This window comes from Spirosoma knui (assembly GCF_054780635.1).
The window spans coordinates 242,041-260,728 of record NZ_BAAGVY010000004.1; the positions used below are offsets into that span (position 1 = coordinate 242,041).

Below are 18,688 nucleotides of genomic sequence, written 5' to 3' on the forward strand. Positions count from 1 at the left end.
AAGGCCAGTCCTTACGCACAAAACAGCTGGCGATCAGGCGTAGATTCCCGATTTTTGTAGCATGAATAACGTGTTTTTTTTACTGCTGCTTCTAACCGGGTTTAGCAGTTCTGCTCAAGTGCTACGTAAACGTACGGTTAAGCTGATGGGCAGTCGGTTCGATATAACCATCGTCACGAACGACTCCCTGACGGCCGAACAAAACATTGATACCGTCATTGCCGAAGTGACACGTATTGAAAATCTGATTTCGGACTGGAAAACGGATACGCAGATTTCAAGGATCAATCAAAACGCGGGCATTGCCCCGGTACGTGTCGATCCCGAAGTGTTCGCTCTGACTGAGCGGGCGCTTCACTTCTCCCGCATCACCAACGGCGCTTTTGATATCAGCTTTGCCGCCATGGACCGCATCTGGAAATTCGACGGTTCGATGACCCAGATGCCCAGTCCTGCGGCCATCAAAAATTCGGTTCGGAACGTGGGCTATCAGAACATCGTCCTCGACCGCGAACACTTAACGATTTTCCTGCGTAAGAAAGGAATGAAAATTGGCTTCGGAGCGCTGGGCGAAGGTTATGCAGCCGACCGCTGTCGCGCTATGATGCTGGCGCGAGGTATAAAAGCCGGGATTGTGAACGGATCGGGCGATATGAGTGCGTGGGGAAAACAGCCCGACGGCAGCGATTGGGCAATTGGCATCACGAATCCTCTGCACAGAGACACGATTTTTGCCATTGTGCCGCTGAAAAAACCAGCCGTGGTCACGTCGGGAAGCTACGAAAAGTTTGTGACCTTCAACGGCAAGCGGTATGCCCATATCATCAACCCCAAAACGGGCTACCCGACAACCGGCGTGAGCAGCGTAACGGTCTTTGGCCCCAGCGCCGAAACCGCAAATGGATTTAGTACGTCGATGATGGTGCTGGGTAAAGAGGCCGGTTTGAAACTGATCCGAAACTATCCAGAATACAGCTATATCCTGATTACCGATAAAGGCCAGATTTTCGCTTCACTAGGCTTAGGCCTGAAGCAGCATAATTTGTAAAACGATTGTTTAATAACAATCCATCAGAATCTGGCCGTGCGACTGGTAGAAGCTGACAGACTGCCCCAGCTTGTTCTGGCAGATGGTGTCGAGCAGAGCAAGTACGTCCTTCTGCATGGCCAGCGATCCGCAGATCATCACGACACCTTTCTGAGACAGTACGTTAGCCATGAAGTCCGTGTCGCGGCTGAGCAGATCACTGACGTATTGTTTGTTTCCCTCCCGCGAATAAGCCACGTGTAAGCGGCTCAACTGCTTCCCCGATTGGCTCACTTCCAAAAAATCCTGGTAGAGCGTAAAGGACGCACTTGCCCGGAAACCGCAGTACAGGTGACAGGGCACCCGCTGTTTGTTCTGGTTGATCATCCCCAAAAACGGAGCGATACCGGTACCATTGGCAATCATGACAACAACAGGGGCTTCTTTCGGAAAATGAAAATGATCGTTATTGACAATCCGGGCCTGAATCGTCTGGCCAGGCCTTAACTCGTGCAAAAAGCTTGACCCCAGCCCATTCGGATGTAGTCGTACGCTCAACTGAAGCTCGTTGTCGAGCATACCAATTGAATAAAGTCGTTCACGATGATCGTTAGCGGGGTAGATCGCCAGCAGGTCGCCCGACGTAACGCGACTTCGGCGGTCAGCCTGCAGCCGAACCAGAAACGTACCGTCGGGCTGCGAAGTGCGGGTGTTATCCGTTACCGTCAACGTATCCAGCTTAATAGCGGGCGTTTTCAGCAGGTCCGACGCTACCGGCATGACCAGCCCGGTTTGCTGCGACCAGGCCTCGGCCCAGAGACCAAACTCATCCGGCGACCGGTCATTGACGGTATGAATATCGACCAGCGGCACAGCCCACGACTGCCGCGTAAGCAGCTGATTTACTTCGAACGCAAACTTGCAGAAGTCGGGATAGGCGTGGGAGCCGAACCCAACCACCGAATACCGAACCAGTTGCGACTGCGGCTGTTGTTCAACCAAAGCCCTGAACCGGGTCGCGTTCGTTGGTGCGTCGCCCAGCCCGTAGGTAGCCGTGAGCGCAATTAGGTGCTCGGCTTTGGGAAAAACCGTGTACTTGTTAAACTCAGTCAGGTACGCTTTTTCGCCCTGCTTCAGCAATTGCTGGTGAATGAACTGACCAAACCGGAACGTACTGCCGTTCTCCGAACCGACCAGAATAATGAACCGGCTCTCGTCGGCCCCGAACTTATTTTTGACCCGGTTGGCCCGCCGTTTTAGGGTGATAGCAAACCCGGAATAGATAAAGAAAAGAATGTTGGTGGAGGCAATGGCCAGAATAACGGCCCAGATCGCACTTGTTCGGCCGGTGTGCAGGTTCAGGCTCAGGTTGGTCAGCAGCACGGCGGTTGGGTAGCGGTTTTCGTTCAGAATATCGCCCGTGAGCTGGTTGACCGTCAGTTCGCGGTCTTTGAGTTTAAGCGTGTAATAATCCTCCACATCCTCCGAAAAAGGAAACTCGACGCTCTGCACCTCTGACAGGCGGGTGTTCTTGAATACAGCAAAATCGGCCAGCTTCCGTTCCGGCGTTGACCGAATGGCGTCGAAGTCGATGGTGGCCGAAACTTTTTCGGACTTGATCAGCTCAAACCGTTCCAGCGACAGGTACGTACCCGACAGGGCAATAATGAAGATGGGAATGAGCGAGAGCCGACCGAGCACTACGTGGTAATACTGGGCAAAGTTATCGCGCACGATGCGGGTAAAGAACCGCTTCACGCCCCGCTGCCGCTGAATAATCAGCATAGTGCCCGAGACGGTAATGAGTAGCAGCAGAAAGGCTGTCAGCCCAATAAAGAACCGGCCAATTTCTTTCAGAAACAACGAACGGTGCAGGGCCGTTACCCACTGAAAAAACTCGCTCTGCCCGGTAGGTTTACCTAAAACCTTGCCCGTTTGCGGGTCAATGTAGGCGGTCAGGTTTTTGCCGTCGACATCGCTGCCTTTGACCTGCACGAACCCATTGGCATCCACACTCAACTCATTGATCTCCTGCCCACTCTGTTTGAGAACGGGCAGCGTCTGGGCCAGTGTAAGCTCCGAAAAATTAGCCACCCGGTAGGGCTGCATCTTCTGCGAGACCGGCTCGAACGCCAGAATAATGCCCGTGATGGATGCCAGGGCCAATAAAAGAAAAGAAGATACAGCCAGGGCTAAATGGCTGTATCTCCACACAGAAATAGTCATACGATGTGACTCCGGTTAATTCGGGGTAGCTCCGCTAGAGCAACTTAGTTGGCGGTGTTGGGGCTGAAGCGCACGTAACGGATGTAGCCGGTGCCTTCGGTCTTGGCCGAAAGAGCCTCCGTGGTCAGCGGAATCTCCAGATCTTTTACGTGGTACTTCTTGTCTTCCACTGCACTCTCGAACCGCAGTTTGTAATCCTTATTGAGTTTCGAATTGTCGATGTCCAGCACCGTCACGCTCCGGTCGCCCCCGGCCACCGAGGCTCCGGTAATGGCGCTGATGTTGGGCGTTTTTTTGCCCAGCGCCTTGTGCCATTCTTTCAGGTCGGGATACCATTTTTTGTCGGAACCGAGCACGTACAGCGTTTTTTCGTAAGCGCCTTTTCCGTTGATGAGCGACACCACAACGTAGGCCCCTTCGCCCATGTAGTTGGTCATCTGAATCATGCACTTATACTGCGACGTACCCGACTGTTGCGCCAGCGAAGCCGATGAACTCCCCGCGAACAGAGTCAGTGCCAGCAGGCCAATTTTATGCAAACGAGACATACCTTATTTCAGAAAAGTAAGCGATACATTGCCTTTCGACAGCGATTCATTCTCGCTGGCTAGATCGTAGGCAGTTTCTTTAAAGCTGGTGGGAATTTCTTTCTTCGCGCCAATCGACAGCAGGTACTTCAGCATGGCATCGTCTTTGGCAACCATGGCTGCTTTATGCAGGGCGGTAATGCCTTCCTTGTTGCGGGCGTTCACGTCAAGCTGGAGTGGTTCCAGCTTTTTCAGCAGCGACAGGTCGTTTTTGGCAACGGCCAGGTGGTAAAGCGTATTGCCGTTTTTCTGCGGGGCTTTTACGTCCAGTCCTTTGTCCTGAAGCAGTTGCAGTTTCGTCGTAAACTCATCCGTACTGGGGCCGCCTTCGCCACGCGCGCTACCCGCGGCCGGGTTCGACTGTATCAGGTAAGCCGCCAGGTTATCGCCGTTTTTGTCGATTGCTTTAACATCGGCCCCTTTGTTGATTAGGAAGCTTACTGCTTCGGGGGAGTTGCCTTTTACGGCCATCGCCAATGCCGTTACGCCTTTCTGATTAGCCTGATTAATGTCTTTCACCTTCGGCAGCAATAGTTCCAGCACCGCCATGTCCCGGTTGGATGCAGCCGCGTTCATAAATACCGTATTACCTTCTTCATTGGCTTGATTTACATCAACGCCTTTGCTCAGGAAGTACTGAATCAGTTCGTTCTGGCGGGGCCGACGAACAATGGCGTGCAGCGCGTTTTCGCCATTTTTGTTGGTAACGGTCGGTTTCAGTTTCAGACTTTCCAGGTACTGGAACACCTCCGGCGAGTTGGGTCCCCGCCGTGAACCCTGGCTGGCCATAATAAATGCGTTATCCTGCGCCGGTACACCTTTTTCGAGCAAGGCTTTCATGGTCGCTATATTACCGCCCCGGGCCGCGTAGCTGAAGGCGTTGTTGCCGGCCGCATCCGTACTTTTCAGGTCCAGCCCCTTCGATACGAAATAGTCGGTCAGTTTCAAGTCCTTGTCATTAGCGATGGCAATCAGCAGGGCGTTGGCTCCGTCGTGGTTGAGGTCTTTTTTAAGGTTGGCCCCGTTTTTCAGGCAGAGGTCATACACCTGCGTGTTGGACTGACCGTTAGCCGCGGCAAAATTCAGTGGGGTCATGCCGTGATTGTCTTCCAGGTTGGCCTTCGATCCTTTGCTAAGCAGGTGTTCCATCAGTTCGACGTTGCCCCGGTTGGCCGCCCAGTGAATATAGATACGACCGTCGTGCGTCAGCTTGGACAGCTCGTTACCCGGCTGCGCCAGCAGGTATTGTACCGTTTCGTTGGGTGCCCCAGCGTTGATAGCCATCACGACGGGATCAAACCCTGCCGGATTAAGCTGCGACGGGTTACTGCCTTTTTCAACCTCTGCCTTAACCTGATTTACGTCCGGCTTATTTTGCCAGAATGACTGGTCAAGCAGCGTGTTTTTCTGCGCCTGAGCTGAGAAAGCAAGACTGATCAGAATGGCACTCACTAGTTTTTTCATAGGGTCAATACAGAGAATACGTAGGTCATTAGACGACCAGATACCTACAATCGCTTAATGGCCTGCAAATTACTAAGATTTAGTCTAAATAAGACGCGCAATGTCATTTTTAATGACTTTTCATAACTCGTTCTTATTTTTTGTGATGAGCCAGGTCACTTTAAATCAATCCGCCAGTTGGTCGAGCGTTCTATATGATTCACCCGCTGAAGAATTAAACGTTACGGGGTGTAATATCAACTCTGTCACTTACATGGCCGTCTAACTATCATCAATCTATAAAATCAGCCGCTTAGAAGACATATTAAGAGCGCCCCATGCCATGACTCATTCCCCCTTATCGGAAACAGAAGCCCAGCACTGTAGCATTCAACTTCGCTCGTCAATCAAAAATTTGGGCAATACTTGTATATATAGTTTTCTTATATATCTTTGCTGCATATTCACTTAACTGGTTAACCGTGATGGATTCAGCTGATGTCGTTCGGGATGTACTCAGACTAATGGTGCTTAATTTGTTGGCGCAACGCGGACGGATGTATGGATACGAGATCACTCAGGGCGTAAAAGCATCCAGTAAAGACCAGATAAGTCTTACTTTCGGTGCGCTCTATCCCGTGCTTCACAAGCTTGCGCACGAGGGGCTATTGACGACCCAGATCGAAGAAACTGACGGTCGACTCCGTACATATTATACGCTGACGCCATCCGGCAGTGATTCGGCTTCTGAGAAGGCAAATCCTTTGAAGCGGTTCATTACTCATATACGTTTGCTACGCTACTCGTTGAATCACCGTCTGGTATTAAATTCTATTCCTAATTAGCCCGTTAACCATGAAAAAGCTATCCAAAACACAACTTCATCAACTGGATCAGGCCCTGCGCCGTAATCGCCTGCAGCAGGCTTTACATGCCGAACTGATGGACCACTTAGCCATTGATATCGAATACCTGATGGCTGGTGGCGAGTCGTACGAAGTTGCCTTGCAGCGGGTATTGCAGGAAGCTAACCCCCAGGCGCTTGAACACTTAAAACAAACTTACCAGCAGGTTCTCCATCTCGTTCCCCTACCTACCTTGCTCAACCGATTCGCTCCCAAACGATATGCTAAGCGCCGGTCGAGACCCGGTCAATACCAGCAATGGCAGCAAGCCAGTGTCCTTGCCTTTGTGACGTTAATGATTTGCCTGATGTGGGTGTGTCAGGTGTTTGCAGTGCCGTTACAGGCGTTTGGAACCGTATGGCTTGTTGGCTTGGCGAGTGTATTCGGAGCAATCAGTGCTCGCTGGTTATTTCGGCGTCGACCCCGCCGAGTTCGTCCGCACTGGGCTTAAGCGGCTTGTGCCGTTTTCTGATCGATCCGCTCACGCAGTTTACTTCTTCTCTCATGCTTGCGCACTACCTGAGGTTGAGCTGGCGTCACCTGTGGCAAAACCGCTCCCTGAATCTGATTAGCATTAGTGGCCTGGCAGTCAGTCTGGCTAGTGGACTGATCATTTTTTTGGTTGTCAACTACCTGTTCAGCTTTGACCGGTATCACCCGCATATGGACCGGTCATACTGGATTGTTACCGATGTGAACCGTGAACAGGTGATGCCGACGGATGCCGCGCCCCGTCCGCTGGCCGAGGTACTCCGGCGTGATTATCCGTTTGTAGAACATGCCGTCCGGTTAGAGACCTTTTTCGGACGTACCATTAGCGTACCTGACGGCAAAGGAGGCTGGGCGAAGAAGTTCGGCGAAGCCCGCACTATCTGCTTTGCCGAACCTTCTTATTTTGACTTATTCGGTATTGAATGGGTAAGCGGTGATCAGAAAACATCGCTGAGCGCCCCGAATACAATTGTCCTCAGTGAGCGATACGCTCAGAAGTACTTCGGTACGGAACGGCCGCTGGGGCGAACACTGCGGTTGGATAACCGGACGAATCTGACGGTAACGGGCATTATGAAAAATCCCCCCGCCAACACCCAGCTACGTTACGATGCGCTGGTATCATACGCTACGATTCCCGTACTGGAGGGGCCAACTGCTTTGCAGGATTGGCAGGGACTGCAAGCGATGTGTTTTGTTCGTTTACAGAAGGACGCAGCCGCCCAGCAGTTGCAACACGTGTTGCCCGCTATTGGCCGGAAACATCTGCCTGCCGACGAAGTCGCTCATTTTACGTATCACGCACTCCCTCTTGAAGACCTTAACCACGAACGGAGCGGAACGGCTCCGCGCCCAATTCTATACGTATTGATCGGCATAGGGGTGCTGCTGGTCATCGCCGGTTGCCTCAATTATGTGAATGTGGCTACTGCCCGGATGGTGAAACGCTCCCACGAAATAGGAGTTCGAAAAGCAGTCGGTGGTACCCGTCGACAGTTAGTCGGGCAACTGCTGTTAGAAACGGCTCAGATTACGTTGATCGCGGTGCTGCTGGCATTGCTGCTAACTCAACTGACATTGCCACTCATTAACCAGACACTGGCAAGTCAAATCGAGATGCTTAGCCCGGATATTTCACTCAAGGATTTAGTTCAGCCGAAGGCAATGCTCTGGTTTGTGAGTCTGATCGTGGGCGTTATTATGCTGGCGGGGCTGTATCCGGCGCTGGTCTTATCCGGTGTTACGCCCTCGTGGGCTTTGGCGGGTCGGCTGATTACCCGGCCGGGTAAACCTTTTCCGGTAAGACAGGGGCTAGTTGTAAGTCAATACGTAGTCGCTCAGTTGTTTTTAATGGGAGCGATGGGGATGACGGCGCAGCTTCGGTACATGCAAACCGTTCCGTGGGGATTCCAGTATGACAACAGGTTCTCCGTCTGGCTTCCCCAGCAAGGGGCCGTTCCACTCAGCCAGTTGAGAGCCCGTTGGCTGAGTCTACCGGGCGTTGAACAGGTGAGCTTCGGAAGTGATCCGCCCGCTTCGCCATACAACCGCCCCAGCCCATTCAGCTACCATACGGCAACCGAACCCGGACCGTTTGAGACCCGCGTCCGGGCCGCCGATGATCAGTATTTGTCCGTATTCGGTCTTACGCTATTGGCTGGGCGAAACTTCCACGTAACGGACACCACTGGCGGAGAAGTGCTGGTCAATCAAACGCTGGTCAAGCAATTAGGTACCACGGTGCAGGCAATTGTGGGAAAACGAATGCGGGTAAAAGATGCTGATCGCACAATCGTCGGGGTGGTTCAGGATTTTCGCAGTGGGAATTTACACAGCCCGGTGCTGCCCGTTACGCTCATTCACGATTTACCCCATAGCCGGATGGCCATACTGACACTGGCACCAAATCAATCGACCACGAGCCTAAAGGCGATCCAACGGGTGTGGGATGAAGTTCTGCCCGATCAGGTGTACCGCGCAGACTGGCTGAGTGATTTGTTCGTGACGTTTTCAGAAACCGAGCGACTAGGGACGACTTTGGTGCAGGTGTTCGCCTGCATTGCCATTGGCATGAGTTGTCTGGGTTTGTACGGACTCGTAACGTTCATGGCTGAGAGCAAGGCCAAGGAAATAGGCGTTCGGCGGGTGCTGGGTGCCCGAACCCGACAACTGCTGTGGTTGTTTGGCCGCGAGTTCGGTAAGCTACTGACGCTGGGATTCCTCCTAGCCGCTCCGCTGGGCTGGTGGCTGCTGTCGAGTTGGTTACAGTCATACGCCCACCGTATTCACCTGAACGGCTGGGTGCTGGTCGCTACTGCGGGACTGACTGTAATAATTACGAGTCTAACCGTGTTGCGTCAAGCCCTCAAAGCGGCTGCTTCCAGTCCAATTCGGTATCTAGAGACGAAATAATTCTGTTCTGAATACGACCAGTTTCCCTTACTCACAACGTACCATTTTCGATTCCCTACCTGATGAAATTGATTGTTGCTTGTCTGTTACTACTGAGTCTGGTCCCGGCGCGGGCTCAATCCGCTCGTCCGGTGGCTTCTCAATCAGCCGACGCTAAGGTCGAAATCCTGTGGGATAAAGATGGAGTCCCACACATTTATGGGCAAACGCTCGAATCGATGTATTACGGCTTCGGTTACGCCCAAATGCACAATCACGCCAACCTGCTCCTGCAGCTCTACGGGCAGGCACGGGGCCGGGCGGCTGAGTACTGGGGAGCCGAATACCTTGACTCCGACAAAATTGTGACGCTCTTTGAGACCCCCGAACGAGCGCAGAAGCACTATCAACAGCAGGAGACCGACTACCGGCGGTGTCTGGATAGTTTTGTTCAGGGGTTGAACGCCTACGCGAAGGCGCACCCGGAGGCCATCGGAGCGGACTATAAACAAGTACTGCCCATTACGGGGCCAGACGTACTGGCCCACATAAGCCGGGTAATTTGTCTGGAATTCATCGGGGGGAATGAAGCCGGGGCCGCTCGGTTAATGCCACCTGGCTCGAATGCGTACGCCATTGCTCCGTCGAAATCGGCTTCGAACAAAGCCCTGCTGATGGCGAATCCGCATTTACCGTGGGAGGGCTTCTTTCTCTTTTTCGAAGCGCATCTCAACGGACCAGATTTTATGGCGTATGGGGCCTCACTGGTGGGTCAGCCGGTGCTCAACATTGCGTTTACGAATAATCTCGGCTGGACGCATACGGTCAATACCATCGATGCCGCTGACCGTTACTTGCTCACCGTACAGGAGGATGGGTACGTACTGGACGGAGTCAAGCAGGCCTTCAAGCAGAAACGTGTCACGCTGAAGGTCAGGCAGCCCGACGGGCAGCTTAAGGAACAGCCCCTGACCTATCGCTACAGCAAGCACGGGCCGGTGATGACCAGTCAGGATGGGAAAACGTACGCGTTACGCTTCGCGGGTTTAGAAAATCCATCTATGGCGGCTCAGCACCATGCCATGGCTCAGGCCCACAATTGGGCAGAGTTTGAAGCGGCTCTGAAGCGTATGCAGTTGCCTATGTTTAACGTTGTCTATGCCGACAAGGCGGGTAACATCCTGTATTTGTTCGGCGGGAACGTACCAAAACGTAGCGAAGGCGACTGGCGTTTCTGGCAGGGTACCGTCGATGGGGCAGCATCGAAGTTCATCTGGACCGAGACGCACCCGTACGCTGATTTGCCCAAGGTGTTTAATCCGCCCGCCGGATTCGTGCAGAACGCCAACGATGCTCCCTGGAGTTGTACGTTCCCGGCCGTGCTGGACCCCAAATCGTTTCCAGGCTATATGTCGCCGGTGGGGTTTCCGTTACGTCTGCGGCCTCAACGATCCATCAATCTGCTGAAAGACGACAAATCAGTTACGTTTGAGGAATTAGTCGGCTATAAACTGAACACGGGTATGGAAGCCGCCGACCGCTTTCTGGATGATTTGCTGACGGCCGTGGATCAACAGGCGGATCCGGTTGCCAAAGAAGCGGCCTCGGTACTTAAAGCCTGGGACCGAACCACCAATGCGAACAGCAAAGGAGCTGTATTGTTCGCGGCCTGGTTCGACCAGTTTAATCCTGGTATGGCAGCGGTCGGCTGGGACCCACAGCGGCCGGTCAGTACACCCGACGGGCTGAAAAATCCTCAGCAGGCGGTTGAACTACTCATTAAAGCGGCCGGTCAGGTTCGCCAGCAGTACGGTCGACTGGATATTGAATGGGGTGAGGTAAACCGGTTCGGGTCGGCTGGGCAGGATGTTCCGGCAAATGGCGGTTCCGAGCAATACGGAATTTATCGAACCATTCACTTTATGGCCGATCGCCAGCAAAAGGGTAAAAATCGAGCCGTAGCCGGCGACACCTACGTTGCCATTACCGAATTTGGCGATAAAGTGCGGGCGCAGGTATCGTTAAGTTACGGCAATGCGAGCCAGCCGGGCAACAAGCACCGTGGCGATCAGTGGAACCGCATGTCAGAAAAAAAGCTTCGCCCCGCGTTACTGGACCGACAGGACGTACTGAAGCAACTCGAACGGCGGGAAGAAGTAACGGTTAACTCAGGACAGTAACTTCATTTGTCCTGCACCAGTAAAGCTGATTTAGTAAACATCGGTTTTTACCGAAAATTAGTAACGAATGCCCAAAGCTGCGTTTTCCGTCGAGAACGCGGCTTTGGGCATTTGGCGTAAGGAACGGTTGGCGATTGATTTGCCCCAATCCAAACGCTAATTACAACTACTGATACGTTTCTTTTTTAATCCGCCAGCAGACTTGGTTTGCTTTGCAACAAGGGATGGGTATTGTCGGCGTAATACCGGTTTCCGATACGTATTGCGCTGTATCCCCCTCCCGGCTTCTCCTACAAGGGGAGGTTGGAGAAGGGGGCATACAAAGTCTGTACTATCTATCCTGAAAGAGCCTAATTAGCTTCCTGACGTCATAACGTCATGCGGAGTCGTTGGCCAGCAAGTTGTCGAGATTCATAAACAAATGAATGCATACGTAGCGTGAGGAAGCAAAGCCAAACAGGCAATAGACCGGATAGACTGACGCTTAAGCCGTTTGTCTGGCTCGTTCTGTTTGCCATGAGTTGTGTATGTACGGCCTGCTCGGAGCCGAAGGCGCCCAAGCAGCTAATCCCTGCCTTCTACCACTGGAAAGCCGTTTACGAATCAAAGTTGACCGCAAAAAAAGTTCTATTTCGGCTTGGCGTTCATCAGCTATACCTTCGCTTCTTCGATGTCGACTGGGACGCCGGTAATCGCCAACCGCTGCCAAAGTCCGTGGTACGCTTTGGTGAGCGGCCCACGGGATTAACGGTGGTCCCAGTCGTATTCATCACCAATCGAACGCTGCTGAACCTACCTGACCAGGATGTGCCCGCGCTTGGCCGAAACATAGCCCGGAAGATTGAGCAGATTGCCCATCAGAACAAGATCGTCATCCGTGAAGTGCAGCTCGATTGCGATTGGTCGCCGAAAAGTCGTGATCGGTATTTTGCCTTATTACGTGCGGTGAAGCAGCAACTACGGGTACCTCTATCGGCCACAATCCGGCTGCATCAGGTCAAATATGCCGACCAGACGGGTGTGCCGCCCGTTGAGCGAGGTATGCTGATGTTTTATAACGTGGCCGACTGGAAAGACCCGAACACTCGTAATTCGATTCTTGATCTGGATGTCGCCAGTCGCTACACAGGGTTTCTGGAAAAATACCCGTTACCGCTGGATGTTGTACTGCCCTTGTTTAACTGGACGATTGTGTATCGAAACGGCCGTTTTCTGACGATTCTGAATGGCGTTCGGCAGGATCAACTGGTAAAGAAAACCTTCCTTAAACAACAGCCTGACCCAAACCGCTACGTTGCCGTTCGTGATACAACAGCCTTTGGCTTATCGGTGCGGGCCGGTGATCTGTTTCGCGCCGAAGCCTGTACCCAACAACAATTACGTGAAGCAAAGGCACAACTGTTATCCAGAATCCGGAATCAAACGCTTACGTTCGCTTTATACCACCTCGATAGTACTGTTCTTTCAGCTTATCCCCATGACTACCTTCAGACCCTTTTCCGGCCGACTCCGTAAGGCTGTTTTATCCGTCGGCATTCTCCTGGCCTTCGCCTGCGGACCCGGCTTATTCGACGAGAATGAATTCCTAAGTTTTTTTCAACCCGAGAGCAGCAACGCACAGCCGCAGGACCGGCTATATTTCTTTACGCCACAGCTTTACGACTACACGAATGAGCTAAACCGGGAAGGTGACGATACGCTTCTGATTGATGAGAATGTGCGGGCCTGGGCGGCTTATGCCGGAGAAAAAGTACCGATGGCTGCGGTCGCTAAAGCACTGTATAAAGCTGACGATACCGCCGACAACGCCTTTAACGCGGCCCTACAACAAGCCCAGGCACCGGCGCTGGATTACCTGAAACTGGCGCGTAACGCAGATCAGGCAAGTCCCAGAGGAGATCAATGGACGCCAATACCGGCGGACACGGCCCGATTAACGCAACTGCTTGGTGAGGCTCGGGCTGGCTACGAATCAGCCTCCGACCCGTTTTTGAAAGAACGGTATGCGTTTCAAGCGGTAAAACTGGCCGATCAGATTGGCGATTATGATCAGTGCCGAACCCTGTACGATCAACTAGTTGTGTCCCTGCCGAAAAAGACATTCATCAGCGATTGGGCCTTGTGTCGCCATGCGGGTGCTACGTTCTCAACCGGTGATACCGCGCGGGCTATTTATGAGTTTGCGCAGGTGTTTGACCGCTGCCCATCGCGACGGCCACAAGCCGAAGCCAGCTTACGAATCTACGGGGTTCGTTTTCAGGAAGGAGCGCTTCAACACGCCCGGAACGATCAGGAGAAGGCGGCTATTTATGCCTTGTGTGCAATTCAACCCAAACAGGATGCGCTGCCGCTACTGAAAGAAGTGGTGAAGTTGACGCCCAAAAATCCGCTTATCGAGCTCATTATGGCGCGGGAAATCAACCGGAACGAATATTTCTTTCTGTCGGAGTCGAACCCCATATACGGTTATGATGATGCCAGCGACCGGGATTCATTAAAATTTGAAGATCGAAAGAAACTATCGCAAACCTACGGCGATCAACTACGGGAGTTTGCGATGGAAGCGGCCACGAACAAGGAATTGAATGACCCAGCGTTCTGGTACACAGCCGCTGCCTACATTGCCTATTTAAGCAAAGACTTCGATGAGTCAGCCAAAACGCTGGATAAAGCCACTCAGGCCCCGACGACGAATTCTACCTTGAAAAAACAGATCGCCTTACAACGCATGCTTTTGCTAGCCGCACAGACTGAGCAGATTACGCCCGATACAGAAACGAAGCTGATCGGTTATCTGGAAGAATTTGGCAACTCCGAAAATTTCCGGTTCGGCAACGCGTTCGTAACCGTCTGTCAACAGTTTGCCCAAAAATACCTGGGGGAAGCCAGCCAGACGAAATCAGGTGGCTGGTTATCTGGATGTAGCCGGCCAAAAGCCGGTTCGGCAACGGATGCAGCCCTGGCCAAGTCGTATTTACTGACGATGCTGACCTCCTCAGAATTAAATCGGAGCGGTGGTTACGTCGATATCAATACCGACCAGCTTGTGATCGAAGACTCATCGTCGGCGAATACGGTGCAACAGGTGGTTACGTTCGCGGAAGCGCCTACGGCTACTGATTTCGACAAACGGTTGCTAAAGCTGACGGGCTTTACGCCAGACTATCTGTATACCTTACTGGGCCGCCGACTGCTGGCTGAACATCGCTACGCAGGCGCTGCTGCGGCCTTCGGTAAGGTGAATCCTAAAACGTGGAAAGAGGAGCCGTTCGTGAGTTATTTCACCCATAACCCGTTCGAGGTTCCGACCAGTAAACGCCAGAAGCCCGGGACGAATGTCTATAATCCCGTTCAGTTCGCTCAGCGAATGGCGCAATTGAATGAGCAGGTAACGCATCTGTCCGGCGACGAAGCGGCTAAAGCATATTATGAGTTGGGCTGCGGAGCCTACAACCTAAGCTGGTTTGGTAACTCGTGGGTACTCGTTAAACGCTCGTGGAGTTCGGTCGAATTGCTGTCAACGCTGTATAATGCGAATAATAAACCGGGCGAACTGGATCGGACGGGCCAGAAATTGATGCGTAATTCGTATTACTCAACAACTCCGGCCAAAGCATTTTTTGAAAAAGCTATGAAATCGGCCCGCCAATCGGAACTGGCCGCTAAAGCGTGTTTTATGGCCGCTCAGTGTGAACAGAGCGAGCTGACAACCCGTCTGGCGGTTGAGGAAGTGAAACGGGGATTTATTGATCTGGATAAAGCCGGTTGGGAGACTCTGGTCGAGAAGCTAAGACGCGATGAGTACGGTCATTACTTTACAAAACTGTCGACCGACTACAAACAAACGAAGTTCGAGGCTGAAATGCACCGCGAGTGTGCTACCTACGGCGATTTTGTATCGCAACGCTAAGAAGCTTACTTCGAACGGTTAATCATTCGAAACGAACCACTGATCGACTGTAAGCTACGGCTTACGTAAGTTTCGTTGGTCAATCCGTTCGGACAAGCGACTTTCGGGCTGCTGTCTTGGCTCTTGGCCAAAACAGCAGCCCGAAGTGTTTGGCACGCTGATTACGCCGTAAACCGCTGGCTAAATAGCTTCCTTATGAGTTGAATCTGATTTTGTTACTTCGGCCATGCAGACCTTTTTTTGTTGCTTACTCCTGGCTTCCTCCGTGTTCGTAGCGGCTAATTCGCTTCAGGAATCCCCTCAGGAGTCGCTGAACCAGTACGTAGCGTTCATGAACCAATCGGTTGATGAGCTGCTCAGCCGATTCAAGATGCTTCAGACGTACCAGGACGAGGTTAAACAATACAAAAAGCGGAGCGACTACCGGCTTCGGCTGCCTTCGTCGGGGCCGCTCGAGGAGTATTATTACAAGAAAGCGTTAGCTGTCAGTGGACTGACACCGGCCGAAAAACAACGGCTGACGGCTAGTACGCAGTCGCTTTGGCAACTGATCAACAAAATTGATCAGACGGGTAAGGCGCTGGAAACCTACGTTCGTCTCAACGATTATCAGCGCGATAACTTTAAGCAGTCAGATGCCTTGATGCGGGAAATGCAGGCGCTCTTCGGCCAATTCCGCAGCGAAAAAGAAGGGTTTTATAAACAGGTTCAGCGGGTCTACCGTCGGTATCAGCCTTACCTGCCAACCAACGGCTATCTGTACAGCGAAAAAGAGATGGAGCAGGTGCTGACGGGCCAAAAACAACTGCTGGATACGTTAACGTTCTACCTGGACGAAGACATAAAGACGCAATGGCCGGTTGAGCTTGTCCAGCAGAGTATGCTGGCGGATGAAAAAGCACTGGCCGAGTTGGGAAAAGCTAAAACAGCGGTTGAGTACCCGGCGTCGGATATGATCGGATCCTTTAAATCGGCTTTGCAGTCACTCCAGGACGTTAAGCGCCGGGCAGTCGACGATCATACCTTTGCCGCTCAACAGTCGTCGCGGCATGGTAATGAGGTGTATCTCTCGCTAATCAATTATTATAACAATGATTTACTGGCTACGTATCAGTCGTTTGTTGGTTATAGCGCCCCGGCCAAACGGCTGCTGAATTACCCAAAGTTTTGCCCGGTGTTCGCATTGGAGTCGCCTACCCCTACGGCCCAGAAATCAGCTCAGACCGAGCCGTTTAAAGACGTTCGTCCGGTGGCATTTACCATCAAACCCGCTGACGCACCAGCTCCTGTCGCTACGATTAAAGCCCTAAACGACTACGTCGAGTTCATTAACGAGTCGCTGCGGCAGATGCACCTTCTGCAATTGACCCTGCGGAATTACCAGTGGTCGGCGGAACATTACCGCGATCCGGCCAGCGGCCGGCGCCGAGCGAACCTAACGTATTCGCACGAAGACTTTAAAGTGCCTAAGTCAGAATACCAGTTGCTCCTAAGTGCCAGCCAGCACATTCCGCAACCGTATCGAGCTTCGATCAATGGCCTGGCCGGAGTGTTGTTAGCGATGCTGAACGAAATGGATAATCTGAGCATCGAGCTAATCCGGTATACGAGCGAAAAACAATACCTTGACGATCACCTGCAACGCTCGGATGCAATTCTGGACCGATACCTGTATCTATTCGATACGTTCGACCAGAAAAAGGAACGACTGTACACCGATGTTCGGCGTATTTATGAAAGCTACCCCGCGCCTAACCCCAGCAGTTCGTGGTCTGTAGCCGGTAAGGCATTGCTGAAAACCCTGGACGAAAACAAAGAGATCCTGTTTGGTATCAAGGCGTATTTGAAAAATGAAGCCGCTCAGTTACCCGCAGTCGACAAGGTACAAGTCGATGCCCGGGCATTGATTGCGAATGAATATCAAAATCTGAAAGGGCTGCAACGATACGGACGTAACAACGGCTTATGTCCGTATACGCCCTACGAAGACCTGGCCGAAAATTCGTTGCGGTTTGCCGATATGGCGCAGAAGGTGAAACCGGCTTTTGTGGCCGCTACGCAACAGCGGCATCCGTACGAGGAGTTTTATTACTTCTACAACAACCAGTTGGTTTACCAATACAACAACTTCAGCGAACTGGCTAAAGTAGGCCTGCTGAAAGCGGTTACGCAACCTGACCTTTTCGTTTTCCGTCAATCAACACCATCGACCGCGGCTAAGGTTGAACGACAAGAGCAACCACTGGCCACAACCAGACTTCCTGCTGTGGTGAATGTTACGTCCGAGACGCCTACCCCCCTACTCGATCGTAAGCCAGCGATACCACCGACCAATGGCAAGTCAGTTCAGCACGATACGGTGTATGTAGAGCGGACGCGAACGGACACCGTGTACGTAGATCGCGCAAATCTGCGGGATGTAAGCCCGACCTTAAACGGGTTTGCGGCCAATAACATGGTCCTGCTGCTGGACGTATCGGCTTCGATGGATTCGCCGTTTAAGCTACCCTTGCTCAAGCGATCGATTAAATCGTTGCTGAGGTTGCTTCGTCCGGAAGACCAGATTTCGGTTGTCGTATATTCGGGTAAAGCCAAGGTCGCCTTAAAGCCGACCTCAGGTGCGAACGCCGACGAGATTGCCCGGGTGATTGATCAGCTTCAGTCGACGGGTGATACCGACGGCAACGAAGGCATTCGGCTGGCGTATAAAGTGGCCAACAAAAACTACATCCGGGCGGGCAACAACCGCATTGTGCTGGCTACCGATGGCGAGTTTCCGGTAAGTAATGAAGTGCTGGAGCTGATTGGTGAAAACGCACAGCAGGACATCTCTCTGACGGTCTTTACGTTCGGTCGGAATGCACAAACCGCCCAGAGTTTGAAAAAACTAACGCAGCTGGGAAAAGGTACGTTTGCCCACGTAACGCAGGAAACCGCCGACCTGCGCCTAGTCCTCGAAGCGCAAGCCAGAAAATTGCCGTAAGCCAGTGACGTAGTGTCCGTTTCGAGAAACGGACACTACGTCACTAAGCAGGCCACTTCTCCAGGCCAGCGGCTATACGTAGCGCCCGCTGCGTGTCTTCCCAGTAAAATCCACTTTCGTAGCCCGTGTTGATTCGGTCACAGGTTTCGAGAAAATCGTTGGCGGCCTCCAACCGGCGTTGCGCATCGGATGGTTCATCGTCGGGTAACGATAGACTAGTTGGCGTTTCCATATACTTGGCAATTAAGAATGGCTTTTGGTTCGAAATATACCCAAACGGCTTCTTTAGCGGAACCGGTAAGTGCCTTGGTAGGCATGACGTAGAGCTGGGTATCCTGAATCCGACCAACAATTCATCATTCAGAGAAACGACGGGAGTACGCTTTAACTGTTGTTTGCCAACCCGAAGATTCGTGCGTTGATCGAAGCGCAGCCTAATCGGATCGGCCTACGAAGACGACCCTAACGTAGTGCTGAGCTAATGTAGGCTGCTTATACTATTTACTGAATTTGCTGGCGCATAGCCCTTCATAGTACTCGTTAA

At 52.3% G+C, this 18,688-nt stretch carries 12 protein-coding genes; 8 read left to right on the plus strand and 4 right to left on the minus strand.

All coding sequences use genetic code 11. From position 1 onward, the window contains the following. Positions 1-61: 61 nt before the first annotated feature. Positions 62-1,048: an FAD:protein FMN transferase gene (locus tag ACYVIY_RS11655; RefSeq protein ID WP_460976524.1), complete on the plus strand. Its 987-nt coding sequence runs from the start codon at positions 62-64 to the stop codon at positions 1,046-1,048. 9 nt (positions 1,049-1,057) lie between these two features. On the opposite strand, the gene ACYVIY_RS11660 is transcribed toward ACYVIY_RS11655, so the two are convergent. Genes ACYVIY_RS11660 through ACYVIY_RS11670 form a run of 3 tightly spaced genes read right to left on the minus strand, consistent with a single transcriptional unit; the run spans position 1,058 to position 5,304 of the window. Beyond that, entirely contained in the window at positions 1,058-3,253 is a 2,196-nt protein-coding gene (locus ACYVIY_RS11660) for a PepSY domain-containing protein (RefSeq protein WP_460976525.1), read from the minus strand. Positions 3,254-3,297: 44 nt separating this feature from the next. Continuing rightward, positions 3,298-3,801, minus strand: coding sequence for a DUF2271 domain-containing protein (locus ACYVIY_RS11665; RefSeq protein WP_460976526.1), 504 nt, complete (start codon positions 3,799-3,801; stop codon positions 3,298-3,300). A gap of 3 nt (positions 3,802-3,804) precedes the next feature. Further along, positions 3,805-5,304: an ankyrin repeat domain-containing protein gene (locus tag ACYVIY_RS11670; protein WP_460976527.1), complete on the minus strand. Its 1,500-nt coding sequence runs from the start codon at positions 5,302-5,304 to the stop codon at positions 3,805-3,807. 464 nt (positions 5,305-5,768) lie between these two features. Between ACYVIY_RS11670 and ACYVIY_RS11675 the strand changes: the two genes are divergently transcribed. The 7 genes from ACYVIY_RS11675 (at position 5,769) to ACYVIY_RS11705 (ending at position 18,144) form a co-directional block, all read left to right on the plus strand. After that, positions 5,769-6,128, plus strand: a complete 360-nt coding sequence (locus ACYVIY_RS11675) for a PadR family transcriptional regulator (RefSeq protein WP_460976528.1) — start codon at positions 5,769-5,771, stop codon at positions 6,126-6,128. Positions 6,129-6,138: 10 nt separating this feature from the next. Next, positions 6,139-6,639 carry a hypothetical protein gene (locus tag ACYVIY_RS11680; RefSeq protein WP_460976529.1) on the plus strand — a complete coding sequence of 167 codons (501 nt, stop codon included), beginning with the start codon at positions 6,139-6,141 and terminating at the stop codon, positions 6,637-6,639. Positions 6,640-6,692: 53 nt separating this feature from the next. Then, on the plus strand, positions 6,693-9,092 hold the full coding sequence (locus ACYVIY_RS11685) for an ABC transporter permease (protein WP_460976530.1): 2,400 nt from the start codon (positions 6,693-6,695) through the stop codon (positions 9,090-9,092). A 62-nt stretch (positions 9,093-9,154) separates the two neighbouring features. Beyond that, on the plus strand, positions 9,155-11,251 hold the full coding sequence (locus ACYVIY_RS11690) for an acylase (RefSeq protein ID WP_460976531.1): 2,097 nt from the start codon (positions 9,155-9,157) through the stop codon (positions 11,249-11,251). Between the two features lie 438 nt (positions 11,252-11,689). After that, positions 11,690-12,766: a hypothetical protein gene (locus ACYVIY_RS11695; protein ID WP_460976532.1), complete on the plus strand. Its 1,077-nt coding sequence runs from the start codon at positions 11,690-11,692 to the stop codon at positions 12,764-12,766. Beyond that, the gene (locus tag ACYVIY_RS11700; RefSeq protein ID WP_460976533.1) at positions 12,729-15,161 is read left to right on the plus strand and encodes a hypothetical protein; all 2,433 of its coding nucleotides are present in this window, start codon (positions 12,729-12,731) and stop codon (positions 15,159-15,161) included. Before ACYVIY_RS11695 ends, ACYVIY_RS11700 begins: the two co-directional genes overlap by 38 nt. A 226-nt stretch (positions 15,162-15,387) precedes the next feature. Further along, positions 15,388-18,144 carry a vWA domain-containing protein gene (locus ACYVIY_RS11705; protein WP_460976534.1) on the plus strand — a complete coding sequence of 919 codons (2,757 nt, stop codon included), beginning with the start codon at positions 15,388-15,390 and terminating at the stop codon, positions 18,142-18,144. A 43-nt stretch (positions 18,145-18,187) separates the two neighbouring features. On the opposite strand, the gene ACYVIY_RS11710 is transcribed toward ACYVIY_RS11705, so the two are convergent. Continuing rightward, positions 18,188-18,376 (minus strand): hypothetical protein, encoded by a 189-nt coding sequence (locus tag ACYVIY_RS11710; RefSeq protein WP_460976535.1) that lies wholly within the window; start codon positions 18,374-18,376, stop codon positions 18,188-18,190. Between the last annotated feature and the right edge of the window lie 312 nt (positions 18,377-18,688).

Bases quoted from the DNA above. Each gene is read 5' to 3' on its own strand.
- ACYVIY_RS11655 (WP_460976524.1), top strand. From the start codon at position 62: ATGAATAACGTGTTTTTTTTACTGCTGCTTCTAACCGGGTTTAGCAGT.
- ACYVIY_RS11660 (WP_460976525.1), bottom strand. From the start codon at position 3,253: ATGACTATTTCTGTGTGGAGATACAGCCATTTAGCCCTGGCTGTATCT.
- ACYVIY_RS11665 (WP_460976526.1), bottom strand. From the start codon at position 3,801: ATGTCTCGTTTGCATAAAATTGGCCTGCTGGCACTGACTCTGTTCGCG.
- ACYVIY_RS11670 (WP_460976527.1), bottom strand. From the start codon at position 5,304: ATGAAAAAACTAGTGAGTGCCATTCTGATCAGTCTTGCTTTCTCAGCT.
- ACYVIY_RS11675 (WP_460976528.1), top strand. From the start codon at position 5,769: ATGGATTCAGCTGATGTCGTTCGGGATGTACTCAGACTAATGGTGCTT.
- ACYVIY_RS11680 (WP_460976529.1), top strand. From the start codon at position 6,139: ATGAAAAAGCTATCCAAAACACAACTTCATCAACTGGATCAGGCCCTG.
- ACYVIY_RS11685 (WP_460976530.1), top strand. From the start codon at position 6,693: ATGCTTGCGCACTACCTGAGGTTGAGCTGGCGTCACCTGTGGCAAAAC.
- ACYVIY_RS11690 (WP_460976531.1), top strand. From the start codon at position 9,155: ATGAAATTGATTGTTGCTTGTCTGTTACTACTGAGTCTGGTCCCGGCG.
- ACYVIY_RS11700 (WP_460976533.1), top strand. From the start codon at position 12,729: ATGACTACCTTCAGACCCTTTTCCGGCCGACTCCGTAAGGCTGTTTTA.
- ACYVIY_RS11705 (WP_460976534.1), top strand. From the start codon at position 15,388: ATGCAGACCTTTTTTTGTTGCTTACTCCTGGCTTCCTCCGTGTTCGTA.
- ACYVIY_RS11710 (WP_460976535.1), bottom strand. From the start codon at position 18,376: ATGGAAACGCCAACTAGTCTATCGTTACCCGACGATGAACCATCCGAT.